Raw genomic sequence first — 24,114 nt, 5'->3', positions numbered from 1 at the left:
TTTCTATTTTTAAGGTCTCAAATAATATAGATGAATTACATCTCTTCCATTGGACTTTACCTGATAATGATCAAGGACACCTTTCGTAGGATGACCAAGAGAAAAGTATTATGGAGATTGATTTTTCAAGAAATTAACGACTTGATTTTGAAGTCACTTGGAATTGTTGTTTTCATTTCCTTCTTTATAGGTGCGGTAGTAACTATTCAAACCGCTTTAAACTTAACCAATCCTTTAATTCCGAAAGAATTAATTGGTTACGCGGCAAGACAATCTATATTACTGGAATTTGCTCCTACTTTTGTTTCTGTTATTATGGCAGGTAAAGTAGGGTCTTACATCACATCAAGCATTGGAACAATGCGTGTTACAGAACAAATTGATGCACTCGAAGTCATGGGAATCAATTCCTTAAATTATTTGGTTTTTCCAAAAATAATAGCCATGTTAATTTATCCTTTTTTAATTGGCATCTCGATGTTTGTGGGAATTATGGGCGCATATTTGGCTGGAGTCTACGGAGGCTTTTTAGATGGAGCTCAGTTTTTAAAAGGTTTAAGAGACGATTTTATTCCTTTTCATATTTTTTATGCTTTCTTTAAAACCATAGTTTTTGCCTTCTTGTTAGCAACCATTCCTGCTTTTCATGGCTATTATATGAAAGGTGGCGCTCTAGAAGTAGGAAAAGCTAGTACCACTTCATTTGTTTGGACAAGTGTTGTTATTATTATAACCAACTACATTATCACTCAACTTTTACTAAGCTAATGATTAAAGTAGAAAATTTACATAAATCTTTTGGAGACACAGACGTGTTGAAAGGAATTAGTACGGTTTTTGACAAGGGAAAAACCAATTTAATTATTGGTCAATCAGGTTCTGGTAAGACTGTGTTTTTGAAAAATTTGGTGGGTTTATTTGAACCCGAACAAGGCTACATTTATTATGAAGACAGACGCTATCAAAATCTATCTGCATCAGAAAGAAGAAATTTGCGTAAAGAAATGGGAATGGTTTTTCAAGGTGGAGCTCTGTTCGATTCGATGAATGTAGAAGAAAATGTAAAATTTCCCTTGCGAATGTTTACCAAGCTAAACAATGCTGAAATGAAAAACCGTGTACAAGAAGTCTTAGAACGGGTAAATTTAAAAGATGTAAACACTCGTTTTCCGGCTGAAATTAGTGGAGGTATGCAAAAACGGGTTTCTATTGCAAGAGCAATTGTTAACAGACCTAAATTTTTGTTTTGCGATGAACCCAATTCTGGACTAGACCCAAGAACAGCAACTGTTATAGATAATTTAATTCAGGAATTAACCAAAGAGTACGATATTACTACCGTAATAAACACACACGATATGAACTCTGTTTTTGAAATTGGAGAAAAAATTGTGTATTTACAAGATGGTCACTTAGCTTGGGAAGGTACTAAAGAAGAAATTCATGTTAGTGAGAACAAAGATTTAACTGATTTTGTGTATTCTTCAAACCTATTCAGAAAAGTAAAAGTAGCTTATCAGAAAGGATTGTAGTTAGTGGTTTCAATCTTAATCAATGAATTGATGGTGATTTCATTTTTTACTCTTCAACAATATCTACTTTTACCTTGTCTTGCTTTAATTTGAAGCTCAACCAATTGGAAAGTTTCTTTTCGAAATCGTCTTTATGCTCTTTATCTAATTCGGTTTTCCAGGTAATTTTAAAGTATGGAATGGTGTCTAATTTATTAAAATCGGTAGAAAGTAACTCTGCAAATTCTACATTAGCTACATCGCCATAATTCAATTTTATCTCCTGAGCAATGTCTCCAAATGGCACATATTTTACGCTAGCTTTTATTTTTTCCATTTCTTTTTTGAGCTGCTCAATCTCTTTTCCTTTGCTAATTATTTCTAATGAATCACGGGATTTTAACTCCATGATGTAAGTCATTTGGTCAAAATTTTCGGAGTTTTCATTTTGAAGAATTTTTAACTTAGCATCTTCAAGAGCAGAATACGAAGACAACTTAGCTTTCCATATATCAATTACAGATTGCGGTATTTCTTTTCCTAAAAAGGAAACTTCTATCTCAGGCTCAACTCCAGAATTATAGTTGTAAACCGTTGCATTTTTTTGAATAAAAGCATTTTTATATACCATTAATTCTTCTTCAACAAAACGCTTTGCATCTTGTTCAAAATAAGATTCTTTTAGCAAGTTGTAAAAAAGATAAACACTAGGAATCATTACAATTACCGCAATAGTAGAAGCAATTTGCGCAATGCGTTTTCTACGAATAGAATTGGCATATTTTACCAAAGGAAATTTTAAAATTTTGGAAACCAAAAAGGTAGAAAGCGCAATAAAAATGGCATTAATGGTAAACAAATACATAGCTCCGCCAAAGTAGCTTAAATTCCAAACGGCTAAACCATAACCAGCGGTACACAATGGCGGCATTAAGGCAGTTGCAATAGCTACACCAGAAATTACCGTAATAATTGTTCCTTTTTTAGTTTTAGCAATAATCAATGCTAAACCACCAAAGATGGCAACCAACACATCTAAAATGGTAGGATAAGTTCTTGCTTCCAATTCTGGAGTAAGTTCAGTTAAAGGCGAAAGTTGGAAATATAAAAATGCAGTTAGCAAACTTAAACCTACCATTACACCTAAATTTACAAGCGATCTTCTCAGTGTATCAATATCGTTTATAGCTACAGAAAAGCCTACACCCACAATTGGTCCCATTAATGGGGAAATAAGCATGGCGCCAATAACAACTGCTGTAGAACTCACATTAAGTCCAACCGAAGCAACAATTATCGAGAAAACCAAAATCCACGCAGTATGTCCTTTAAATGGAATGTCTTTTAAAATGGCTTCCATTGTAGAATCCCGATCGGTATCTTCGCGGATATCGAGTAATTCGTGCAAAAAAGAACGAATACTGCCGTAAGTTTGTTTTACATTACGTTGTACATCGCTTCCTTTTTTATCAGATGGGTTCTGGTTTTGTTGGTTTTTTTCTTCCATTATTGATAATTGCTACCAAACTTCTTAACGGCATTTGCTCTTATTTGTTTGATGTCTTGTTCTTTTTCTTTAGGTACAATAATTAATGCATCATCATGGTCTACAATAATATAATCTTGCAAACCGTCTATTACTACCAACTTGTCTTTTGAAGTCCGCACAATGTTACCATTTGCTGTATCTGCAATAACTTTTGTGGTATTTACCAAAACATTTTGGTTTTCGTCTTCTGGCAGTTCTTCGTACAATGCGCCCCAAGTTCCTAAATCGCTCCAATCAAAACTTGCTTCTAAAACGTACACATTATCTGCTTTTTCTAAAATAGCGTAGTCTATTGAAATGTTTTCAGCTTTGGCATAATGCTCATCTAAAAACTGTGTTTCTTCAGTTGAATTGAACGCGGCTAAACCGCTTTTAAATAGCTCAAACATTTGGGGTTCATGTTTTTCAAAAGCCTTTACAATCGCTTTTGCACTCCAAATGAAAATTCCTGCATTCCAGAAATAATTTCCTTCAGACAGAAAAGATTGAGCGGTTTTAAAATCAGGTTTTTCTGTAAAGCGTTCTACTCTTTTTACTGGAGATTTATCAAATTGTTCTGCCTTTATGTAACCGTAACCCGTGTTCGGAAAAGTGGGTTTGACGCCTAAAGTCATCAATATTTCTTGGCGTTGTACAGCATCAAAAGCAGCAAGAATATCTTTGGTGAAGGCTTCTTCATTTTCTATCCAATGATCACTTGGGGCTACCAAAATTTGAGCATTAGGATTTTCCTTCTGAATTTTTAATCCTGCCAATAAAATACAAGGTGCAGTATTTCTCATTGCGGGTTCTAAAACAATTTGCCTGTTTTCTATCTGCGGAAGTTGCTCTTTTACTAAACTAGCATAATTGGCATTGGTTAAAATGAAAATGTTTTGGGTAGGAACACTTTTCTCTAACCTTGTAAAAGTAGACTGAAGCAAGCTTTTTCCTGAACCCAGCATATCATGAAATTGCTTTGGGAAACTTGCTCTACTTACAGGCCAAAATCGTGAACCTACTCCGCCAGCCATTAAAATTGCATAATTATTTTTATTGGTCATTTGTGTTTTCGTTAAAGTGGTTCAACTTCTGCATGGGGTTGAAAAACATAAATTTGCCCTGTTTTTTCGCAAGCACATTCATAACGCTTTATGCGCTTTTTTCCTTTGGTAAAAACGCGTCCGTTATCAATTCTAAAACGTCTACCAAAAGGAATTTCAAATATATAGTTTTTTAAACTAGGTGCATCAAATTCTTTTAACGCTACCGATAAAACTGCGTCTGTATCGCTACTTGCAGTTGGATTTCTAAAATGTTTGGCCAGCAAAGGCAAAAGTTTACTCGGAAAAATCTCTGGATTTAAAAAAGGTAGCATGAGTTGTTGAAAGCAGTGTTTCCATTCTCTGCCGTGAGGTTTGATGTAGTTTCCATAGTTTTGATAAGCTGCTAAATGAGCAAACTCGTGTATTAAAGTCATTAAGAACTTATACTTATTTAAACTGGCATTTACAGTTATTTTTACTTGCCCAGTAGGTAATTTTCGGTAATCTCCGTGACGGGTTTTACGCTGACCTACAATTTGCAAATACACTCCATGTTTTTTAATTAACTCAATACATGGTTCTACTGCACGTTCAGGAATATATTTTTTTAAAACTTCATTCACTTTTAAGGTGTTGAGTTGGAAATTTGAAGCAATTTACCGTTGTAAAACTGATGTCCTGTAAGTGCAAAATTAGCAATATAACTTCCCATTTCTTCTGCCGTTACTGGAGCTTCAAAACCGGGGAAAGCTTCAGCAAGCATTTCAGTTTGTACCGCGCCCAGAGCTAAAACATTAAAACTTGGCCCTTTTTCTTTGTATTCTTCAGCAAGAAGTTCAGTTAAGGTTATTACAGCGGCTTTGCTTGAACTGTAAGCGGCTAAGCCAGGAAATTTAACGCTACCTTGCACACCGCCCATACTGCTAATTGTTACTACATGTGCATTTTCACTTAAATAAGGCAATAATTGATGTGTTAGATTAAAAACTGAAAACACATTTACTTCGTATATTTTTTTTACGTCTTTCATTTTGGTTTCAGCAAAATCTTGTTTTAAAAACAATCCTGCATTATTGATGAGTACATCTACCGCATCCCAATTTTGCTTGACATAATCTACCGCTTTTTTAATTTGTTTTTCTTCGCCTAAATCGCAAGATAGAGCCGTTACATTAGGTAATTTTAAATTAGTTATAGGTTTTTCGTTTCTAGAGAGTGCCAAAATTTGATGTCCTTGTTCGGCTAAAATCTGAACCATTTCAAAACCAATACCTCGGCTTGTTCCAGTTATTACTATATTTTTTCTCATCTTACTTTAACTTGATTTCTTTTTTACTTGCGTTGGCCATTCCTTCAATTCCAGGAATAAATGTTTCAATTAAATTTTGCATATGTGGGATGTCCAATTCTGTTGTTTCATCGTTTACATGATGGTAGTATTCGTAATTGGTAAAGTCGAAAGTGCAAACGGTTTGTGCTGGAATTTTAAATTCTTGGTAAAATGGAAAATTATCACTTCTACTAAACAATTGGTAATCTTTGGCTTGAGGCAGAAAGCCTAGTGTTTCATTTCCTGCATAAGTATTGAATTTTTCTGCAAAATTAGACATTTTAAAACCTGTAAGGTATGCAGCATAACTTCTGTCTTTCATAGGAACACCAACCATTTCTATATTAAAAACGGTATACAGGTTTTGGTCTTCTTTTTTCATGCGTTTAGCCAAATGCTTAGAACCGAGCAATCCCATTTCTTCTCCAGCAAATAAGGCAAAAACTAAACTTCTTTTGGTTGGGTTTTTAGCAAAATGTGCAGCTAATTCCATTACAGTAACCGTTCCAGAGGCATTGTCGTTTGCTCCATTAGCAATGCTGTCTCCAGCCACGGGTTTTTGAATTCCAATATGATCGTAATGCGCTCCAATGAGAATGATCTCATCTTTCAGGTTATTATCAGTACCTTCAACAAAACCTACTATGTTATACCCAAATTTCTTTTTTACTTCAAAACTATCTCGATAGGTTTCATAAAAAGGTTGAACCTTATTTTTTTCAAAAACCTTTTCAATATAAGTTGCTGCTAGATTTATTCCTTCGGTTCCCGTTTCTCTTCCTGTAAGTTGGTCTGAAGATAAATATTCAAGGTGTTTTTCTGTTTCGCTTTGTGCTAAAAGTTGAAATGGTAAAACCAAAAGGCATACCCATGTAAAAAAGCTATTTTTCATAAAAACTGTTTTTTTATTTTGAAGCAAAATAAGGAAAGCTTCCAACTTGGGCAAATCCAATTTTCAAGCAGAATTTAGAGCTGCTCCTTGATTTTTAAGAGTTCTGCTTTTACGTTTTTCAGTTTGCTAATCATTTCAAAAGTGGTCAAAGTTTTGTTTTTTTCTTCTTTTAGATGTGTTTTAGCACCTTCTAGAGTAAATCCGCGTTCTTTTACCAAATGATAAATTAACTCAATGGTTTTGATATCTTCATTGGTAAATTTCCGATTTCCTTTTGCGTTTTTCTTGGGTTTAATCTCATCAAATTCTTTCTCCCAAAATCGAATTAAGGATGCATTCACTTCAAAAGCTTCGGCAACTTCTCCAATTCCATAATACAGTTTATCTTTTAGTTGGGTTTTCATTAATCTAGAGATTGGTTTTCTTGTGAAGCTTGATTCATCATAATTTCGTATTCTTCTGAATTCAAGTCGTTGTAATAATAGTTAATTGGGTTAACGGGTCTTCCGTTTCTTCTCACTTCGTAATGCAAATGTGGAGCGGTAGACTTTCCTGTGTCTCCAACATATCCTATAATTTCACCTCGCATTACTTTTTGATTTCTACGAACATTAAAATCGTCTAAATGCGCGTAATAAGTTTCAATTCCAAATCCATGGTCAAGAACTATTAAGTTTCCATAGCCGCCAGACCGATTGGGTCTTTTTATTTCTTTCACCTTTGCATTACCCGTGGCATAAACCGGCGTTCCTGTAGGAGCAGAAAAGTCCATGCCATTGTGCATTTTTCTGAACTTATATATCGGATCCATACGCATGCCATATCCAGAAGCCATTCTTTTTTGATCTTTATTTCTAATGGGTTGTATGGCTGGAATACTGGCAAGTAAAGCTTCTTTGTTTTCAGCTAAATTAGTAACGTCGTCTAAAGATTTTGAATGTACAACTATGCGTTTGGTAAGTTGGTCAAGTTTTTGTTTTGTGCCTATAATTAATTCAGAATTGTCAAAACCTTCTAAATTGCTATATCGGTTTACTCCGCCAAATCCAGCTTTACGTTGTTCATCAGAAATGGGATTGGCTTCAAAATACACACGGTAAATATTATCGTCTCGATCTTCTAAATCTTCCAAAACATTAACAGCTTGATCCATTTTTCGGTTAAGTAATTCGTATTGGAGTTTCATGTTTTGCAACTCTCTTTTGTAAGCTTTTTCTTTTGGAGTTTCTAAATTAGGAATGTTTAAATATATAATAAGTAAGATGATAGAAGTAACCATTACAGCCAATAAAAACAGAAGGCTTAAACCTAGTTTTTTTCCTTTTTTAATTTCTATCTTTCTATAAGATAGTGTTTCGGAATCGTAATAATATTTTACCTTACTCATTCTTTAAATTATACTATTTTTGCGCTTCAAAATACGTTTTGTAGTAATAAAACATTTCACAAAGATAAAAATTGTTTTGTTATGCACAGAAACCTCAATAATTATAGCTTCTTTTTATGAAATCACAAGAAATTAGACAGCGTTTTTTAAACTTCTTTGAAAATAAATCTCACGTAATTGTGCCATCTGCACCTATGGTGTTAAAAGATGATCCTACTTTGATGTTTACCAATGCAGGAATGAATCAGTTTAAGGAATATTTCTTAGGAAATTCTACACCCAAGCACCATCAATTAGCCGATACACAAAAATGTTTACGTGTAAGTGGAAAACACAACGATTTAGAAGAAGTAGGTAAAGATACTTACCACCATACCATGTTCGAAATGTTAGGAAATTGGAGCATTGGCGATCCTAAAGATGCTTCTGTAGGCTATTTTAAAAAGGAAGCCATTGAATGGGCTTGGGAATTTTTAACAGAAGAATTAAAAATTGACAAATCAACACTTTATGTCACTGTTTTTGAAGGTGATCAGCAAGATGGCATTGCAAAAGACGATGAAGCTTTTCAAATTTGGAAGAATATTGTAGATGAAGACAAAATCTTACTCGGAAACAAAAAAGATAATTTTTGGGAAATGGGCGACCAAGGTCCATGTGGACCAGCGTCCGAAATTCATGTGGATATTCGCTCTCCCGAAGAAAAAACAAAAACTCCAGGTAAAGATTTAGTGAACCAAGACCATCCGCAAGTAGTTGAAATTTGGAATTTGGTGTTTATTCAGTATAACCGCTTAGCTAGCGGAAAATTGCAAGAACTCCCTGCCAAACACATCGATACGGGAATGGGCTTTGAACGTTTAAGCATGGTGATGCAAGGTGTGCAATCCAATTACGATACGGATGTGTTTACTCCTTTACTTTCTGAAATTGAAACCATTACGGGTCATACTTACGCTAAAAATGAAGCTACCGATATTGCCATGCGGGTTATTGCCGACCACGTTCGTGCGGTAACTTTTGCCATTGCAGACGGACAACTGCCTAGCAGCACTGGCGCAGGTTATGTTATTCGAAGAATTTTGCGAAGAGCCATTCGCTACGGATTTACCTTCTTAGACACCAAAGAAGCTTTTATCTACAAATTGGTAAAAGTGCTTGTTTTTCAAATGAGTGAAGCTTTTCCTGAGTTGAAGAAGCAGCGTACTTTATGTGAAAATGTAATTCAAGAAGAAGAAAATTCCTTTTTACGCACCTTGGCACAAGGACTTTCTCTTTTAGACCAAATGGTCGAAAAAAATAAAGGAAAAGAATTGCCCGGTGAAAAAGCATTCGAATTATATGATACCTATGGTTTTCCTGTAGATTTAACTTCCTTGATTTTGGAAGAAAAAGGCATGACCTTAAATGAAGAAGCCTTTCAAAAGTCATTACAAGCTCAAAAAGACCGTTCTAAAAATGCAGCTGCATCAAAAACAGGCGATTGGGAAGTTTTACAAGAAACAGAAAATGAAGAATTTATAGGCTACGATAGGCTTCAAGTGGAAGTAGAATTGGTGAAATACCGTAAAATTACTAGCCAAAAAGATGGTGAATTGTACCAATTGGTATTTAATCAAACCCCGTTTTATCCAGAAGGCGGCGGACAAGTAGGCGATAAAGGTTATATAGAAAGTGCCAATGGCGATGTGACTTACATTACCGATACCAAAAAAGAAAATAACTTAATTGTTCATTTTTCGAAAGAACTCCCCCAGCAACCGGAAAAGAAATTTACAGCAGTTGTAGATCAAAAACACCGTGAACTTACAGCTCGGAATCATACCGCCACGCATTTATTACACCAAGCTTTGCGCGTGGTTTTAGGAACGCATGTAGAACAAAAAGGTTCTTTGGTAAATGCTGAATATTTGCGATTTGATTTTTCACACTTTTCAAAACTCACTGATGATGAAGTTAAGCAAGTGGAAGCTTTTGTGAATGCCAGAATACAAGAACAGCTTCCGTTGGTTGAAAATAGAAATATTTCATATCAACAAGCTATTGAAAATGGGGCGATTGCTTTATTCGGTGAAAAATACGGTGACCAAGTACGAACAATAAATTTTGGAAAATCAACTGAATTATGTGGTGGCACACATGTAAAAAACACATCAGAACTTTGGCATTTTATCATTATCCAAGAAACTTCGGTAGCTTCAGGAATTAGAAGAATTGAAGCCATTACTAGTAATGCAGCCAAAAACCATTTAACAGACAAAGCAAAAGCTTTCGATAAGTTGCGAAGAATGCTGAACAACAGCAACGAGCCTGAAAAGGTTTTGCAGAATTTACACGATGAAAATTTTCAGCTTAAAAAGGAAATTGAAAACTTAAAGAAAGCCCAAGCCAAAAACCTAAAAGGCGATTTAAAATCTGAATTACAAGGAATAAACGGAATACATTTTTTAGCTAAGCAAGTAGATTTAGATGCCAATGGAATGAAGGATTTAGCTTTTCAATTGGCTGGAGAAGTCAACAATTTGTTCCTTGTTTTAGGAGCAGAAGTTAATGGAAAAGCTGTATTAACTTGCTATATTGATAAAAAATTGGCTAAAGATAAGCAGCTGAATGCAGGCCAAATTGTTCGTGAGTTAGGCAAGCATATTCAAGGCGGCGGCGGCGGTCAGCCGTTTTTTGCAACGGCAGGTGGCAAAAATCCACATGGAATCGCCGATGCACTTAAAGAAGCTAAAAAATACATCAGTTAAAAATGAAATTGACGACGCCCATATCTGTACAATCGCCTGATTTGCCACTTACTTATGGGAGCCAATTTTTTAATATCGGTTCGTGTTTTGCTAATCATTTAGCTAATAAGCTGAAACATTTTGGGTTTCATACTCAGCAAAACCCGGTGGGTATTTTGTTTCATCCCTTTGCCATTCAGCAGTTTTGCAAATGGTTAGATGACGAACCCATCGATGAACATTTGTTTGTAGAAGATAATGGCATTTGGAAATCGCTTCAGGCACATTCGCAAGTCTATGCAGAAACTCAACTTGAATTGAAAACCAATTTGAAACAACAGATTGAAGCAAGCCGAAATTACTTAGCCAAAACCGATAGCATTTTTATAACTTATGGAACGGCTTTCGCTTACCAGCATCTTTCTACTCAAAAATATGTTGCCAACTGCCAAAAACAAAAAGCAGCTTTATTTCAAAAAGAATTGATTAAAGTTGAAGCTTTAGTTGAAGCCATTCAGAAAAGCATCGACACTTTTTTGAATTTCACCAAGGCAAAAGTGTACATCAGTGTTTCGCCTGTTCGGCATGCAAAAGATGGATTTGTTGAAAACAATCGGAGTAAAGCACATTTATTGACTGCTGTTCATGAAGTGATTTCAAAAAACAAACAGGTTAGCTATTTTCCGGCTTATGAAATCGTGTTGGATGAATTGCGAGATTATCGTTTTTATGATCGTGATTTATTGCACCCCGATCCACTTGCTGTCGATTATGTTTGGGAAAAATTTAGCCATGCTTTTTTTGATGAAGCTACTTTGCAAAGCATGAAAAAAGTAAATCAGTTTAGAAAATTTTCGTCCCACAGACCTATGCAGCAAAGTCCTGATGCTGAAGTTTCACATCAGGCTAAATTGGGTCCAATGAGACAAGAATTATTGACTTTAGAACCCAGATTACAACTTGATTGATGACTAGAAAAGATGAAATACTTCAAGTTTCGGCACGACTTATTCGCGAAAAAGGATATGTGGGTTTAAGTATGCGCGATTTAGCCAAAGCCATTGGAGTTAAGGCAGCTTCGTTGTATAATCACATTCCATCTAAACAAGCAATTCTTGCTGAAATTATTCTTCATTTAGCTGAAGATTTTACTTCGCAAATTCAACATGTTGCTATTAAGTCAATATCAAGCCTAGATAAATTGAAGCAAATTATCGAACATCATGTAGATTTAAGTTTGCATCACCCCAATAAATTAGCTTTGCTAAATAACGAATGGATGCATTTGGAAGGGCAATCGCTTGCGGATTTTAAAACGATGCGAAATCAATATGAAGAACAACTGCGGCAAATTATCAACCAAGGAAAAGCAAACAACGAATTGAAAGCATTGCATACCGAATTGGTTTTGTTTTCGTTACTGTCTACGCTTCGCAATTTAAATGTCTGGATTAAAAAACGCGGTTCAATTCCAGCCGAACAACTTAAAAATGAACTTCATCAAGTTTTATTAAACGGAATTTCTTAATATCGGATGTGTTAAAAATTTTAAATTACCGATATTAAGAAGTATCTTTGGAGTGTGTGGAATATAGATTTAACATATCGCGAAAAATTACAACCCAGTTTCAATCGGTTGTACGAAAAAAAAGCGCTGTTGCACGAAGCCAGACCGCTACCAAAAATCGCTTTGCAAAAAATTCAAGAAGCCTTATCTGTAGAGTGGACCTACAATTCCAACAGCATAGAAGGCAATACGCTTACTTTGCAAGAAACCCAATTGGTTTTGCAAGAAGGCATTACCATAAAAGGCAAATCGCTTCGTGAGCATTTTGAAGCCAAAAACCATGAGTTGGCTTTACAGCATTTGTATAAATTAATCAAGTCGGATTACATACTCAATGCCAGCGATATTTTAGATTTACACCGTTATGTACTCAGAAGCATCGAAGAAGATTATGCAGGAAGGTTGCGTACGGGAGGAGTTCGTATTTCTGGAGCAAACTTTGTTCCGCCAAATGCGCGTAAAGTGCCAGATCTACTCGATGAGCTTATTCAGTTTGTGTTAGAAAATCCTTTGCAACTTAACGATATCGAGTTGGCTACTGTTTTTCATCATAAGTTTGTCTGGATTCATCCTTTCTTCGATGGAAACGGCCGCACAGTTAGGTTGGCCATGAATTTACTATTGCTAAAAGTAGGTTTTACGCCAGCCATTATTTTAAGCACCGACCGCAAAAAATACTATACGGCTTTAAATGCAGCCAATAAAGGCAACTACCATAATCTTAGTTTGCTCATGGTACAAGCCCTTGAACGCACCATGAATATTTACATCGGTTCGTTGCCAGACAATGATATGGGTTTTATGGAAATTTCTAATTTGGTTAAAGAAGAAAGTTTGCCCTATGGTCAAGAATACATTAGTCTTTTGGCAAGGCAAGGTAAGATTGATGCTTACAAAGAAGGCAGAAATTGGCTAACCACCAAAGATGCCGTGATGGAGTACATTAGCAATCGGGAACGCAAGCGGGTTTTGTAGGTTTTTGTTCTGTTATTCAGTCACTCCGTAAAACTTCTAGTTGACTGTGATTCCGTAGAACTCACTTTGTGCTGTCATTCCGTAAAATTTGCGTAGCAAATTTATACGGAATCTTATAACTATGGAAGCACAAAGCAAGTCCTTAATAACACCAGAACTAACGACAAATAGATTCCGCATCTTGGTGCGGAATGACAGGTTCTGGATGGGTGTTGTTGTTTTATTCCACATCTGCGTGCGGAATGACAGGTTTTGATGGGTGTTGTTTTTTTATTCCACATCTACGTGTGGAATGACAGGTTTTTTGGATGTTCTTTTTTATTCCGCATCTGTATGCGGAATTACAGTTTTTGTTGGATATTTTTTTATTCTGCGCCACGTCTATCAACTTCTGTGAGCTGATAAATTTGATTTAAATGTAGATCTCAACTACTTTTAACTGATTTTCTCATCACTACTTGTAGCCCCGATAGCAATGTAAAGCCCGTAAAGCCTGAACTTAACAAAACACAAGCCACAAAGCGACCAAAAGGAAGCTCTTGGGGTGCCGATGTCTTTGCTTAGTGATGGCTGCGGACTTGAAATGAATAGCGGGATTAGCTTCTTCCGAAAAGTCTAAAAGTTAAATTTAACATCAATTTTTTGAAAGTAAAACTAACAATCGTTAGTTTTGTTAGTATAATCAAATATACATGGCTAAATTTTTTCCTTTAAAGATTAAGGATGTTTATAAAGAAACGGATGATTGTTCGGTGATTTCGTTTGAAGTTCCCGAAGATTTGAGAGCTGAATTTACCTATTCGCCAGGGCAGCATCTTACCTTGAAAAAAATAATTGATGGAGAAGATGTAAGGCGATCTTATTCGCTGTGCTCTAGTCCGCTAGATAATGAATGGCGTGTAGCGGTGAAGCAGATTTTTGAAGGAAAATTTTCCAGTTTTGTAAATCAGCAATTGCAGCCTAAGGATGTGTTGGAAGTAATGCCGCCTAGTGGAGATTTTGGCGTTAATATAGACGAAAAAACCAGTAAAAACTACTTGTTTTTTGCAGCAGGAAGTGGTATTACACCGATACTTTCGATGCTGAAAACCCATTTGGCAAAAGAGCCGAATGCCAATTGCAAGCTATTCTATTTGAATAAGAACGCAAAATCCATTATCTTTAAGGAAGAAATTGAGCAATTGCGAAATCAATTTTTCGGTAGATTAGAAATTTTTTATTTCTTAACTCGCGAACAGCGGGACATTGAATTATTAAACGGAAGATTCACACCCAAAAAAATTCAGCAATTAGCTTCGCAAGTTTTTGATGTTGATGAAGTAAGTGAAGTTTTTGTTTGCGGACCCGAAGAAATGATTTTCATGATTCAGGATGAATTGGTAAAATTGGGTATGCCTAAAGACCGAGTTCATTTTGAGTTGTTTGTTTCTGGTTTGAGTGAAGAAGACAAAAAACGTGCTGAAGCTGCCATGGCGAAACGAAAAGATGGAACACAAATTACCATTTTAGATGGCGGAAAAGAGTTTCATTTTGAAATGACAAAAGATTACGATAACATATTAGATGCCGCTTTAGCTGCGGGAGCTGATTTGCCATTTGCTTGTAAAGGTGGTGTTTGTAGCACCTGTAAATGCCAAGTGAAAGAAGGCGAAGTAGAAATGAAAGTAAATTACGCATTGGAAAAAGATGAGGTAGAGAAGAAGTTTATTTTAAGCTGTCAAGCCATTCCCACTTCAGAAAGTGTGGTAGTAGATTTTGATGTGTAATTTGTTAGCTGTTAGCCTTTAGCTTTTAGCTGTGTGGTTTTTTTTAGAATTTAGAGCAAAGAACATAGACTTCTACAGCAGAAGTTACAAAATGAATAAAAACCCTATTTGTGCTGTTTGGTTAAAGAACAATACAAACTATTGAGAATTAAGAACTAAAATAAATTGCTATGAAAAATAAAGAAAACATGAACGAGAATGAAAAGCAAACCAAAAACTTAGAAGAGATATTTGAAGCCAAAATCGCACGCGATGAAAAAATCGAGCCGAAAGATTGGATGCCTGAAAAATATCGAAAAACACATATCAGACAGATTTCGCAGCATGCACATTCTGAAATTGTAGGAATGCTCCCCGAAGGTAATTGGATAACTCGAGCTCCTTCATTAAGAAGAAAAGTTGCTTTATTGGCTAAAGTTCAAGATGAAGCTGGTCACGGCTTATATTTGTATTCCGCTTGCGAAACTTTAGGCATTTCTAGAGAAGAATTGTACGATCAATTGCATTCTGGGAAAGCCAAATATTCAAGTATTTTTAATTATCCCACACTTACTTGGGCAGACATGGGAGCCATTGGTTGGTTGGTAGATGGCGCAGCCATTATCAATCAAGTACCGTTGTGTAACACATCTTTTGGTCCATATGCCAGAGCCATGGTGCGTGTGTGTAAAGAAGAAAGTTTTCACCAACGTCAAGGTTATGAAATTATGATGACGCTTTGCAACGGAACTCAAGAACAAAAAGAAATGGCGCAAGATGCATTGAATCGTTGGTGGTGGCCATCTTTAATGATGTTAGGCCCAACTGACGATGAATCTATCCATACCGAACAATCCATGAAATGGAAATTAAAGCGTAAAACCAACGATGAGTTACGTCAGCAGTTTATTGACCAAACTGTTCCACAAGCTGATATTTTGGGTTTAACTATACCCGATCCAGATTTAAAATACAACAACGATACAGGTCATTACGACTTTGGTAAAATTGACTGGGATGAGTTTTGGCAAGTTGTAAAAGGTCATGGAATGTGCAATAAAGAACGTATTTCAGCTAGAAAAAATGCTTGGGATAACGGTGAATGGGTTCGTGATGCAGCGGTTGCTTATGCTGAAAAGCAAGTGGAGAAGGATGAAGTGAAGAAAGCGGTTTAGTTAGTATAAAGTATTTAGTAGAAAGAAATGAGATATTAGAGATTAGAATTAAGAAATTAGAAAAATAGAGAATAAAAAATCTTTGCGTACTCTGCGACTTTGTGCTGAAATGAAATATGGTACAAGGAATGAGGAGTTAAATGATAGATGTATCTCTTTAAAAAAAACTAACACACTGTTCGCACTGCAAAAATCTTTGTGCCTTTGCGACTCTGCCTCGCCGTTAGGCAGCTTTGCTAGAAAAATAATTACAAAGTCTTTAAAAATAATATAATATGAATAAAAATTGGCCCCTTTGGGAAATATTTGTAAGAAGTAAAAACGGATTGGAACATCGCCATTTTGGAAGCTTACGAGCAGCCGATGCAGAAATGGCAATGAATAATGCCCGCGATGTGTACACCCGTAGAAGTGAAGGCGTTAGCATTTGGGTAGTAGAATCTAAAAACATTACCGCATCTAATCCTGAACACAATGGCGAATTATTTGAGCCAGCAGCAGATAAAGCCTACAGACATCCAACCTTTTATGATTTACCAGACGATATAGAACACATGTAAATTTCAGCTAAATCATTAGCCTTATGACAAACGAAAATTTAATTCAATATATATATAGCATAGCCGATAATTCATTGATTCTTGGTCAACGGTTGGGCGAACTTTGTGGCCATGGTCCAACTTTGGAAACCGATATTGCTTTAACCAACATAGCATTAGACTTACTAGGTCAAACGCGAAGTTATTATCAATATGTTGGCGAGCTCAGTAAAGAAGATTTAACTGAAGACGATGTTGCTTTTTTACGAAATGAACGCGAGTACAAAAACGTATTGATAGTTGAACAACCCAATACGGATTTTGCTTATGTCATCGCCCGTCAATACTTTTTTGATGTGTATCATTTTCTTTTATTAGAAAAGTTGATGGAGTCTAAAAATGTAAACTTACAAGCTATCGCCAAAAAAAGCATGAAAGAAGTGGCTTACCACAAACGTTTTTCAGGCGATTGGTTGAAGCGTTTAGGCGACGGAACTGAAGAAAGTCATCAAAAAATGCAACAAGCTGTAAACGATTTATGGGTGTATACCGATGAATTGTTTCATATGAATGAAGATGATAAAGTGGTGGCAAAAGCTGGTTTTGGTGTAGATAATACCGAACTAAAAGAAACCTATTACAACGAAGTTGAAGCTTTGTTGAAAAAAGCTACTATAGAAATTCCATCAACACCGTATTTTCAAAAAGGAGGTAAGAAAGGAATTCACACCGAACACATGGGATATATCTTAGCTGATATGCAGTACATGCAACGTACGTTTCCTGATATGAAGTGGTAGTTTTTTAGAAGTGAGATTTTAGTAAACAGAACTAAGAAGTTAGAGATTAGAATAAAGACTCAGTAATAGAAGTTTTTAAATCTTTTATTTTTTGATGTTAACTAGACTATTTTGAAATTCTTGAAACCTTTATAATTTAGTTTATCTAAGATATTTAGAAAGTATAAATTCATAATTAAAAACTTGTAATTATAAAACAGTTTCCAATAATGAACCCAACACAAGACATCGATCCCAAATTGTTTTCCATCTTAAAATCGGTTCCCGATCCAGAGATACCGGTTTTATCTATTTTTGATTTAGGTGTGGTACGTTCAGCTAAATTACTTGAAAACAATCGTGTAAAAGTAGAAATTACCCCAACTTACAGCGGTTGTCCAGCCATGGATGTAATTGGCGATGATGTAAAAAAAGCCTTACAAGAAAACGGATACCAACCTGAAGTTAAACTCATCTTGTCGCCTGCTTGGACTACCGATTGGATGACTGAAGAAGGAAAACAAGCACTTAAAGAATACGGCATTGCTCCGCCCGAAAGTGCCGAAGCCGACAAAAAAGCACTACTTGGCAACGAACAAATCATACCTTGTCCACAATGCGAATCTACCAAAACCAAACTGGTTAGTCAGTTTTCTTCAACCGCCTGCAAAGCCATGTTCAAATGCCAAGACTGCGAAGAAACCTTCGATTACTTTAAGTGTTTGATTTAAACTAAAAATTTCACTCAAAAATTGATCTTCATTTCATTCCTATTCCAACAATACTTTTTTTCAATTATATCAAACTGCAAGTTTTTAGTTAGTTTTACAGTTCATTTTTAATTCGCATAAATGAATTCTCCAATTGTTTTCAACAACGGTAAAAATCCCAAGTGGAAATACTATTTAAAACACTACAGTCTTCGTTTGTTGCCCAATTTCATTTATCGAAATCAAGCCAAAAAACGATTGGAAAACGCCCCTTCTCGAAAAGATTTTCATCAATTGATGGAAAGGGTAAATTATTACAACAAATTAGAAAAACAAACGCCTTTAGAAAATCCGGTTTCTATAACCGATTTCAAACTAAAGGATATCGATCAAAAAGTATATTTTTTTGATGCTTACCAGACTTTACGCGGATTTCCAGAAAACTATCAATTTTGCCACGAATTTGGCGATGTGGTGCATATTCCCGAAACGCCTTCCATTTTAAAAAGCCGACCTATAAGCAACAACAACCAAAATTCGGTGGTCTTAAAATTGAACCGTGTTCGACATTTTGTCTACATCAAAAAAGACAAAGCCTTTCAGCAAAAGAAAAATAAATTGGTGTTTCGCGGCAAAGTCACCTTTAAAGAACAACGCCGAAAGTTTTTTGAAATGTACTTCAACCACCCCATGTGCGATTTGGGCGATACGCAGCAAAAACAAATTAACCCAGACGAGTGGAAAGTAAAAAAGACCAGCATTCACTATCTCTTGCAATACAAATTCATCTTGGCAATCGAAGGCATCGATGTGGCCAGCAACCTAAAATGGGTCATGTCTTCCAACTCTTTGGCGGTCATGCCCAAGCCTAGTTTTGAAACCTGGTTCATGGAAGCTAAACTCATTCCCAACTACCATTATGTAGAAATCAAACCCGATTTTTCAGACCTAGAAGAACGACTAAATTACTATATCGAACACGAGGATGAAGCTTTGCAAATCATCAAAAATGCAAACGAATACGTAAAGCAATTTCAAGACAGCGAACGGGAAGAGCTCATTTCCTTATTGGTGATGCAGAAGTATTTCAAAATGACCAAACCTGTTTAAGGTAGTCTTTTTCTGGCGGTTACCCCAAGCTGAATAAACATTTTAACACATTACCATATTTACGTTCAGCTTGCGGTCAGGCTCTCGGCAGTCGCTTTCCTTTGCCTTTCGGGCAAAGAAAGAGCTCCAACAAAGCCTCCATCCCTAACCGAAATGCAAACTTCAATTCAACTTGCAAACTAAATTTTTACAGCGGTACCTGAAGCGGTAACCATCAACATGCCGTTTGCTTTACCCAGTGTTTCGTAGTCTAAATCTACACCTACAATGGCATTGGCTCCTAAACTTGCTGCTTTTTGTTCCATTTCACGCAATGCGGTTTCTTTGGCTTCGCGCAGTACCTTTTCGTAAGAAGATGAGCGACCGCCAACTAAATCGGTAATACTGGCAAATAAATCTTTAAATAAATTTGCTCCAATAATGGTTTCTCCTGTTACAATACCCAGGTATCCAGAAATGTGTTTACCTTCAACGGTGTTTGTGGTTGTTACAATCATAGTTATTTGTTTGATAAATAAGTGTATAAATTTTCAATATTGTTACAGATTAGTAGGTCAAACCGATTTGCTTTTTCACATCCTCTAAAATTTTTACCAAATCCAAACTGAATTGGTGGGAAAGTAAATTGCTTTCTGTTTTGCCTTGTTGTATGCAAGAATTCACTTCTTCAATTTCATGAATATAACCGTTTCCTTGGTAGGGAAGTTCAAAAATTTCAACTGTATTTCTTTGCTCGTCTAAGACTTCCAGTTGTTCAGAATGATGAAAACGGCTGTGTAATTTAATGCTTCCTTTTGTTCCGAAAAGCTCAGCTTCACAAGGAGTTTGGTTTTCAAAAGTAGATTTCAAAATAGCTTTTTCTTCCGTTGCATAATCAAAAAGCATGTAGCAGGAATAATCAACGCCAGTTGTGGTTTTTCTTGCCAAAGCATTTATTTTACTAGGTTTGCCTAAGCATAACAAGCTCAAAAAAACGGGGTAAATACCAATATCTAACAACGAACCGCCACCGAGTGATTTCTTGAAAAGCCTACTTTCGAGATTCATTTTTGGTTTAAAACCAAAATCAGCTTCAACTGAAATGAGTTTGCCAATCCGATTTTCATTTAAAAGCTCAAGCAACTTTTTAGTTGTCGGCATAAAGCGCGTCCAAATGGCTTCCATTAAAAAACGCTTTTGTTTTTTTGCTTCTGCAATGAGTTCTTTTGTTTGTTGAACATTCATGCACATGGGTTTTTCGCATAATACATGTTTTTTAGCGCGTAAAGATTGCATTGCCAAATCAAAGTGAAAAGCATGCGGTGTAGCAATATAGACTACATCAATTTTTTCGTCTTCAATTAATTCTTCGTAAGAAGAGTAAGCTTTTTCAGCATTAAAATCGGTTGCAAATGCAGTAGCTTTGTCTATCGTTCGAGAAGCCGCAGCGTAAAGTCGAGCTGTTTCAACTTGGACTAAATCTTCAGCAAAAATGCGAGCCATTTTTCCTAAACCAATTATTCCCCAGTTTAATTGTTTCATCTACAAATTATTTTACGCCTTTTGCATCTAGTTTTATTTTGTAGACAGAAGTTCGAGCGGTGATAAACAATTCATCTCGATTTTTTCCGCCAAAACACACATTAGAAGGTTGTTGATGTAAGGCAATAGAATAATACAAATCTCCATTTTTGTTGAATACATCAATTGCCTTTTTTCCAGTTGTAGTTAGATAAATGCTTCCGTTTTGATCGATGCTCATGCCATCGCCACCTACGTTTGTAAATAAGGTTTTATTCGATAAATTTCCATTTTCTTCAATAGTATAGCTAAACGTTTTATCGTCGCCATGGTCTGTGATGTAAAGTGTTTTTCCGTCTGGAGTTCCTATTATACCGTTGGGTTTTACCAAATCATCGGTTACGCGAATTACTTCTGAGTGATTAGGTTGAATGTAATACACGTGCATTCCACCTTGTGGCAAGTCAGGATTTTCATTGTATTCGGGGTCGGTAAAATACGCACCCCCTTTTGCATCTGGCCAGATATCGTTGGGTTGATTAAAGCGTTTTCCTTTGTATGTTGAAGCTACAACTTCATAGTTGCCTTCAGGGCTTATTTTGCTAATTTGCCCTTCCCAACCTTCACAAATCCAAAGGTTTTGATGTTTATCGAAATACAATCCGTTGGCACCACCAGAATTTTCTTTAAATAATTCCATTTTATTATCAACAGTCCAAATCCAAATCTTAGCTTCTGGAATATCGGTAAAATATACATTTCCTTCTGCATCAACGGCAGGTCCTTCTGTAAATTTAAAATCGCCAGCTAGTTGTTCAACATCAGCTTGCATTTTATTTTTAACCTGCTTGGACTCTTGCTTTGTATTTGTCTTGTTTTCCGAATTCTTTTTAGCCTTATCTCCACATGATAAAACTGAAAAAATAATCAATAGTGTTATGTATTTTTTCATGTAAATCGAGTTTTAGTTCGTTAATAAAGTAAAAATACAACTTTCTATGTGCTTAGTTGAAAAATTCACCTTCAATAACCATACTAAAACAATTTCAACATGACACCAAATTGTGGGAAACTGATAAAGTTATCTAAGCTATTGTTCAATTGAATTCCTTCATCATATCCAAAAAAGTTATTTTCAGAATTGGTATAACTTACCAAATCATAAAACTTGGCATAAAATACCCAATCATCATTAAGCATAAAATTAAAGTTGAGGTGTAAACCACTTTTAAAATAAGTACGATAGGAATTATTGATTCCAATTGAACTGGAACTGAATTTATTTTCTAAATAATGTATTCCAGCATCCAATTCGCTACTGATGTAGAAGATGTTTTTTACATTCACAAAGTAATATTCTGTTTGTAAACCCACAAAATAATTGTTTTTGTTTTGTTGAAAATCAATTTGTTTATTTTCAAATTCATCCAAAGCCACACCAAGATGAAAGCCAACGGAAAATTGATCTTTTAAGAACACTTGAAACTTAGGCTGAAGGATTAATCCGAAGTTTCTGCGGTTTTCATCCGCTAGCAAAAACGGATCTTCAAAATCAGCTAAATTGGAATTCATTATACTCAAGCCTAGGTTGAGGTCCAGCCAATGCGTACCTTTTTTCGCAAAAGAAACGTCGGAGGATAAAGTTTTTGGTGGTTTTGGGTCTTGCGCATATAGTTTGAAACTGAAAAAATTGAGTAGTAATATGAATGTGAAAATTCTGAAATTGGGGTAAAGCATACTAGTTTCAATTTGAAATTGAAAAATAAAAATTAAATTAGCGAAAGTGTTTTTGTTTTTATAAATTTATGAAAAATGGGGTTATTAAGCTTCAGTTGTTTGCCTTTGCTATTTCCAATGTTTATAAATCAACAATTTAATTATTTGCATCATCCATCAAATCACATCGTTGCCGAGTAAAATTTCGTCACTTATAATTCTTAACTCTGCAAGGGTTCAAAACCCTTGCAGAGTTGGTATGGTGTCAATTCTTCTGGTTGACGTAATCCATCAAATCTACATCGTTACCCAACAAAATTTCCTTGCTGTTAATTCTTCCGTTAAGGCTATCGTTTTCCAGTTTCAGAACACCGCGAGGGCAAACGGAAGCGCAAATGCCACAACCTACACAAGATGAGCGAACAATGTTTTCGCCTTTTTGGGCATAAGCGCGAACGTCTATTCCCATTTCGCAATAAGTGGAGCAATTTCCACAGGAAATGCATTGTCCACCGTTAGTAGTAATTCTGAATTTAGAAAACAAGCGTTGTTGCAAACCTAAAATAGCAGCCATGGGGCAACCAAATCGGCACCAAACTCGGTTTCCAAAAATGGGATAAAAACCCGTGCCAATGACTCCCGAAAAAATACTTCCGATTAAAAAACCGTAGTTGGAACGCAAGGTTTCGGCTTCAAGGAAAAATACTTGGTTGCTACTGCCAGCAAAGTGCAAACCGATTAAAGCAAGTATAATGACCAAAAACCCTATAGCTGCATATTTCGCATCTTTTTGAAGCGCTTTTCGTTTAAAGGTAAAAATTAAAGCAACAACTAAAGTGAGTAGAACGCCTACGCCTATTAAAAATGCGTCTTTGGTCAGCCAGTATTTTTCAGCATCGTATCCCAAATAAGTTGAAATTACCGCGGTAGTCATAACGAGTACAAACACCGTAACCAAGTGAACAGACCAGCGTTCAAACTTCCAAGCTTTAGTAGATTTGTCACTTAAATGCCGAAACGAATCGCCTGCGGTTTCCGCTAAACCTCCACATCCACAAACCCAAGAACAATACCAGCGTTTTCCGTATTTGTAAGTTAAAATAGGCGTAATGATAAAGATGGAAGCCACTCCAAACAACAATAAGGCCAAACCAATAGTTCCAGCGCTTATGAATTCATCTACCCGATATTGTTCAAAATTATAATAATTCAGTGGCCAGATGTTGACGATGTTGTAATAAGGCAAACTGAAGCTATCACTGTTTAGTCTAGCCATCAATTCAGGAATCAGAAAAGCAAAACCCAATTGGAAAAACATCACCGAAAACGTACGTAAACTTTGGTAACTATTGTGTCTGTACTTCCATAGAAATTTTATACCAAAACCTAAAATAGCCAAGGTGTACAAAGTACCATACATGAACCATTGGCTTGCTGGATTACCACTGATGGCTCTGCTCAGCGGATCGAAAAGTGCTACAAGTCCTGTATTTTCTCCATCTTTTACCAAGCCTAGATATTCAGGATAAAAATAGAGAACAATGTAAAAACCCGTGATAAAAATTCCCAAAGCATAAGCCCAAATTCCACGATTGGTCAGGGACTTAAAGTAAATTTGGTCATTTTTAATCCCTGGAATTTTATTTGCATACAAGGTTTTAGCATAACCAATTATGCCGATACTCATAGCAATTAAGGATGCCGATAACCAGATTGCTTTGTGTTGAAAATTTACGTTTAGGCTTGCTAAAACTAAAATAAATAATCCAGTAAAGCCTAAAAACAAATAAGCTTTTTGTGCATTGCTTAAGCTTTCTGCACTGGCTGCGGTTACTGATAAATTTTGTGGATTTTCCATTGTCTAATTTTTTTAGA

General features: G+C 35.8%; 24 protein-coding genes. 12 read left to right on the top strand and 12 right to left on the bottom strand.

Annotated features, from left to right (window positions below; genetic code table 11):
* Nucleotides 1–30: 30 nt before the first annotated feature.
* Together IEV72_RS01045 and IEV72_RS01040 are read left to right on the top strand one after the other, a co-directional pair.
* Nucleotides 31–768 (top strand): MlaE family ABC transporter permease, encoded by a 738-nt coding sequence (locus IEV72_RS01045; RefSeq protein WP_188457218.1) that lies wholly within the window; start codon nucleotides 31–33, stop codon nucleotides 766–768.
* Nucleotides 768–1,532 (top strand): ABC transporter ATP-binding protein, encoded by a 765-nt coding sequence (locus IEV72_RS01040; RefSeq protein WP_188457217.1) that lies wholly within the window; start codon nucleotides 768–770, stop codon nucleotides 1,530–1,532. The genes IEV72_RS01045 and IEV72_RS01040 overlap by 1 nt, the downstream gene beginning before the upstream one ends.
* Before the next feature lie 46 nt (nucleotides 1,533–1,578).
* Here IEV72_RS01040 and IEV72_RS01035 read toward each other — a convergent pair whose 3' ends face one another.
* The 7 genes from IEV72_RS01035 to IEV72_RS01005 form a co-directional block, all read right to left on the bottom strand.
* Nucleotides 1,579–3,018 (bottom strand): DUF389 domain-containing protein, encoded by a 1,440-nt coding sequence (locus IEV72_RS01035; protein WP_188457216.1) that lies wholly within the window; start codon nucleotides 3,016–3,018, stop codon nucleotides 1,579–1,581.
* A complete protein-coding gene (locus tag IEV72_RS01030; RefSeq protein ID WP_188457215.1) occupies nucleotides 3,018–4,103 on the bottom strand; it encodes a mannose-1-phosphate guanylyltransferase in 1,086 nt (361 codons plus the stop codon). Before IEV72_RS01030 ends, IEV72_RS01035 begins: the two co-directional genes overlap by 1 nt.
* A gap of 11 nt (nucleotides 4,104–4,114) precedes the next feature.
* On the bottom strand, nucleotides 4,115–4,708 hold the full coding sequence (locus IEV72_RS01025; RefSeq protein ID WP_188457214.1) for a SprT-like domain-containing protein: 594 nt from the start codon (nucleotides 4,706–4,708) through the stop codon (nucleotides 4,115–4,117).
* A 2-nt stretch (nucleotides 4,709–4,710) separates the two neighbouring features.
* Nucleotides 4,711–5,394: an SDR family NAD(P)-dependent oxidoreductase gene (locus IEV72_RS01020; protein WP_188457213.1), complete on the bottom strand. Its 684-nt coding sequence runs from the start codon at nucleotides 5,392–5,394 to the stop codon at nucleotides 4,711–4,713.
* 1 nt (nucleotide 5,395) lies between these two features.
* Nucleotides 5,396–6,307: a M28 family peptidase gene (locus IEV72_RS01015; RefSeq protein WP_188457212.1), complete on the bottom strand. Its 912-nt coding sequence runs from the start codon at nucleotides 6,305–6,307 to the stop codon at nucleotides 5,396–5,398.
* 74 nt (nucleotides 6,308–6,381) lie between these two features.
* Nucleotides 6,382–6,711: a MerR family transcriptional regulator gene (locus IEV72_RS01010; protein WP_188457211.1), complete on the bottom strand. Its 330-nt coding sequence runs from the start codon at nucleotides 6,709–6,711 to the stop codon at nucleotides 6,382–6,384.
* Nucleotides 6,711–7,694 carry a M23 family metallopeptidase gene (locus IEV72_RS01005; protein WP_188457210.1) on the bottom strand — a complete coding sequence of 328 codons (984 nt, stop codon included), beginning with the start codon at nucleotides 7,692–7,694 and terminating at the stop codon, nucleotides 6,711–6,713. Before IEV72_RS01005 ends, IEV72_RS01010 begins: the two co-directional genes overlap by 1 nt.
* Nucleotides 7,695–7,810: 116 nt before the next feature.
* On the opposite strand from IEV72_RS01005, the gene alaS reads away from it, so the two are divergent.
* The 10 genes from alaS to IEV72_RS00955 all read left to right on the top strand — a co-directional run bounded on the left by alaS (nucleotide 7,811) and on the right by IEV72_RS00955 (nucleotide 19,023).
* Entirely contained in the window at nucleotides 7,811–10,444 is a 2,634-nt protein-coding gene (gene alaS, locus IEV72_RS01000; RefSeq protein WP_188457209.1) for an alanine--tRNA ligase, read from the top strand.
* 2 nt (nucleotides 10,445–10,446) lie between these two features.
* Nucleotides 10,447–11,391 (top strand): GSCFA domain-containing protein, encoded by a 945-nt coding sequence (locus tag IEV72_RS00995; protein WP_188457208.1) that lies wholly within the window; start codon nucleotides 10,447–10,449, stop codon nucleotides 11,389–11,391.
* Nucleotides 11,391–11,951, top strand: coding sequence for a TetR/AcrR family transcriptional regulator (locus IEV72_RS00990; protein ID WP_188457207.1), 561 nt, complete (start codon nucleotides 11,391–11,393; stop codon nucleotides 11,949–11,951). Before IEV72_RS00995 ends, IEV72_RS00990 begins: the two co-directional genes overlap by 1 nt.
* A gap of 54 nt (nucleotides 11,952–12,005) precedes the next feature.
* Nucleotides 12,006–12,965: a Fic family protein gene (locus tag IEV72_RS00985; RefSeq protein WP_188457206.1), complete on the top strand. Its 960-nt coding sequence runs from the start codon at nucleotides 12,006–12,008 to the stop codon at nucleotides 12,963–12,965.
* A 692-nt stretch (nucleotides 12,966–13,657) separates the two neighbouring features.
* The gene (locus IEV72_RS00980) at nucleotides 13,658–14,731 is read left to right on the top strand and encodes a 2Fe-2S iron-sulfur cluster-binding protein (RefSeq protein ID WP_188457205.1); all 1,074 of its coding nucleotides are present in this window, start codon (nucleotides 13,658–13,660) and stop codon (nucleotides 14,729–14,731) included.
* 170 nt (nucleotides 14,732–14,901) lie between these two features.
* A complete protein-coding gene (gene paaA, locus IEV72_RS00975; RefSeq protein ID WP_229731754.1) occupies nucleotides 14,902–15,885 on the top strand; it encodes a 1,2-phenylacetyl-CoA epoxidase subunit PaaA in 984 nt (327 codons plus the stop codon).
* Nucleotides 15,886–16,160: 275 nt separating this feature from the next.
* Nucleotides 16,161–16,445 (top strand): 1,2-phenylacetyl-CoA epoxidase subunit PaaB, encoded by a 285-nt coding sequence (gene paaB, locus IEV72_RS00970; protein ID WP_188457204.1) that lies wholly within the window; start codon nucleotides 16,161–16,163, stop codon nucleotides 16,443–16,445.
* A 23-nt stretch (nucleotides 16,446–16,468) separates the two neighbouring features.
* A complete protein-coding gene (paaC, locus tag IEV72_RS00965; protein WP_188457203.1) occupies nucleotides 16,469–17,224 on the top strand; it encodes a 1,2-phenylacetyl-CoA epoxidase subunit PaaC in 756 nt (251 codons plus the stop codon).
* 209 nt (nucleotides 17,225–17,433) lie between these two features.
* Nucleotides 17,434–17,934 carry a 1,2-phenylacetyl-CoA epoxidase subunit PaaD gene (gene paaD / locus IEV72_RS00960; RefSeq protein ID WP_188457202.1) on the top strand — a complete coding sequence of 167 codons (501 nt, stop codon included), beginning with the start codon at nucleotides 17,434–17,436 and terminating at the stop codon, nucleotides 17,932–17,934.
* A 120-nt stretch (nucleotides 17,935–18,054) separates the two neighbouring features.
* Nucleotides 18,055–19,023 carry a glycosyl transferase family 90 gene (locus tag IEV72_RS00955; protein ID WP_188457201.1) on the top strand — a complete coding sequence of 323 codons (969 nt, stop codon included), beginning with the start codon at nucleotides 18,055–18,057 and terminating at the stop codon, nucleotides 19,021–19,023.
* Between the two features lie 179 nt (nucleotides 19,024–19,202).
* On the opposite strand, the gene IEV72_RS00950 is transcribed toward IEV72_RS00955, so the two are convergent.
* The 5 genes from IEV72_RS00950 to IEV72_RS00930 all read right to left on the bottom strand — a co-directional run bounded on the left by IEV72_RS00950 (nucleotide 19,203) and on the right by IEV72_RS00930 (nucleotide 24,097).
* Complete coding sequence (locus IEV72_RS00950; RefSeq protein ID WP_188457200.1) at nucleotides 19,203–19,520, bottom strand: heavy metal-binding domain-containing protein; 318 nt, start codon at nucleotides 19,518–19,520, stop codon at nucleotides 19,203–19,205.
* 49 nt (nucleotides 19,521–19,569) lie between these two features.
* A complete protein-coding gene (locus tag IEV72_RS00945; RefSeq protein WP_188457199.1) occupies nucleotides 19,570–20,544 on the bottom strand; it encodes a Gfo/Idh/MocA family protein in 975 nt (324 codons plus the stop codon).
* 7 nt (nucleotides 20,545–20,551) lie between these two features.
* Nucleotides 20,552–21,475, bottom strand: a complete 924-nt coding sequence (locus IEV72_RS00940; protein ID WP_188457198.1) for an SMP-30/gluconolactonase/LRE family protein — start codon at nucleotides 21,473–21,475, stop codon at nucleotides 20,552–20,554.
* An 83-nt stretch (nucleotides 21,476–21,558) separates the two neighbouring features.
* On the bottom strand, nucleotides 21,559–22,095 hold the full coding sequence (locus tag IEV72_RS00935) for a hypothetical protein (protein ID WP_188457197.1): 537 nt from the start codon (nucleotides 22,093–22,095) through the stop codon (nucleotides 21,559–21,561).
* Between the two features lie 409 nt (nucleotides 22,096–22,504).
* Complete coding sequence (locus IEV72_RS00930; RefSeq protein WP_188457196.1) at nucleotides 22,505–24,097, bottom strand: 4Fe-4S binding protein; 1,593 nt, start codon at nucleotides 24,095–24,097, stop codon at nucleotides 22,505–22,507.
* Between the last annotated feature and the right edge of the window lie 17 nt (nucleotides 24,098–24,114).

It is taken from the genome of Psychroflexus planctonicus, from assembly GCF_014640195.1.
Classification (GTDB): Bacteria; Bacteroidota; Bacteroidia; order Flavobacteriales; family Flavobacteriaceae; genus Psychroflexus; species Psychroflexus planctonicus.
The sequence above is the reverse complement of the archived record's forward strand: the minus strand, read 5'-3'. Positions and strand labels throughout refer to the sequence as shown.

What these genes read in the sequence shown, in the direction of transcription:
- IEV72_RS01045 (WP_188457218.1), top strand. Translation starts at nt 31, where the DNA reads ATGAATTACATCTCTTCCATTGGACTTTACCTGATAATGATCAAGGAC.
- IEV72_RS01040 (WP_188457217.1), top strand. Translation starts at nt 768, where the DNA reads ATGATTAAAGTAGAAAATTTACATAAATCTTTTGGAGACACAGACGTG.
- IEV72_RS01035 (WP_188457216.1), bottom strand. Translation starts at nt 3,018, where the DNA reads ATGGAAGAAAAAAACCAACAAAACCAGAACCCATCTGATAAAAAAGGA.
- IEV72_RS01030 (WP_188457215.1), bottom strand. Translation starts at nt 4,103, where the DNA reads ATGACCAATAAAAATAATTATGCAATTTTAATGGCTGGCGGAGTAGGT.
- IEV72_RS01020 (WP_188457213.1), bottom strand. Translation starts at nt 5,394, where the DNA reads ATGAGAAAAAATATAGTAATAACTGGAACAAGCCGAGGTATTGGTTTT.
- IEV72_RS01015 (WP_188457212.1), bottom strand. Translation starts at nt 6,307, where the DNA reads ATGAAAAATAGCTTTTTTACATGGGTATGCCTTTTGGTTTTACCATTT.
- IEV72_RS01010 (WP_188457211.1), bottom strand. Translation starts at nt 6,711, where the DNA reads ATGAAAACCCAACTAAAAGATAAACTGTATTATGGAATTGGAGAAGTT.
- IEV72_RS01005 (WP_188457210.1), bottom strand. Translation starts at nt 7,694, where the DNA reads ATGAGTAAGGTAAAATATTATTACGATTCCGAAACACTATCTTATAGA.
- alaS (WP_188457209.1), top strand. Translation starts at nt 7,811, where the DNA reads ATGAAATCACAAGAAATTAGACAGCGTTTTTTAAACTTCTTTGAAAAT.
- IEV72_RS00995 (WP_188457208.1), top strand. Translation starts at nt 10,447, where the DNA reads ATGAAATTGACGACGCCCATATCTGTACAATCGCCTGATTTGCCACTT.
- IEV72_RS00990 (WP_188457207.1), top strand. Translation starts at nt 11,391, where the DNA reads ATGACTAGAAAAGATGAAATACTTCAAGTTTCGGCACGACTTATTCGC.
- IEV72_RS00980 (WP_188457205.1), top strand. Translation starts at nt 13,658, where the DNA reads ATGGCTAAATTTTTTCCTTTAAAGATTAAGGATGTTTATAAAGAAACG.
- paaA (WP_229731754.1), top strand. Translation starts at nt 14,902, where the DNA reads ATGAAAAATAAAGAAAACATGAACGAGAATGAAAAGCAAACCAAAAAC.
- paaB (WP_188457204.1), top strand. Translation starts at nt 16,161, where the DNA reads ATGAATAAAAATTGGCCCCTTTGGGAAATATTTGTAAGAAGTAAAAAC.
- paaC (WP_188457203.1), top strand. Translation starts at nt 16,469, where the DNA reads ATGACAAACGAAAATTTAATTCAATATATATATAGCATAGCCGATAAT.
- paaD (WP_188457202.1), top strand. Translation starts at nt 17,434, where the DNA reads ATGAACCCAACACAAGACATCGATCCCAAATTGTTTTCCATCTTAAAA.
- IEV72_RS00955 (WP_188457201.1), top strand. Translation starts at nt 18,055, where the DNA reads ATGAATTCTCCAATTGTTTTCAACAACGGTAAAAATCCCAAGTGGAAA.
- IEV72_RS00950 (WP_188457200.1), bottom strand. Translation starts at nt 19,520, where the DNA reads ATGATTGTAACAACCACAAACACCGTTGAAGGTAAACACATTTCTGGA.
- IEV72_RS00945 (WP_188457199.1), bottom strand. Translation starts at nt 20,544, where the DNA reads ATGAAACAATTAAACTGGGGAATAATTGGTTTAGGAAAAATGGCTCGC.
- IEV72_RS00940 (WP_188457198.1), bottom strand. Translation starts at nt 21,475, where the DNA reads ATGAAAAAATACATAACACTATTGATTATTTTTTCAGTTTTATCATGT.
- IEV72_RS00935 (WP_188457197.1), bottom strand. Translation starts at nt 22,095, where the DNA reads ATGAATTCCAATTTAGCTGATTTTGAAGATCCGTTTTTGCTAGCGGAT.
- IEV72_RS00930 (WP_188457196.1), bottom strand. Translation starts at nt 24,097, where the DNA reads ATGGAAAATCCACAAAATTTATCAGTAACCGCAGCCAGTGCAGAAAGC.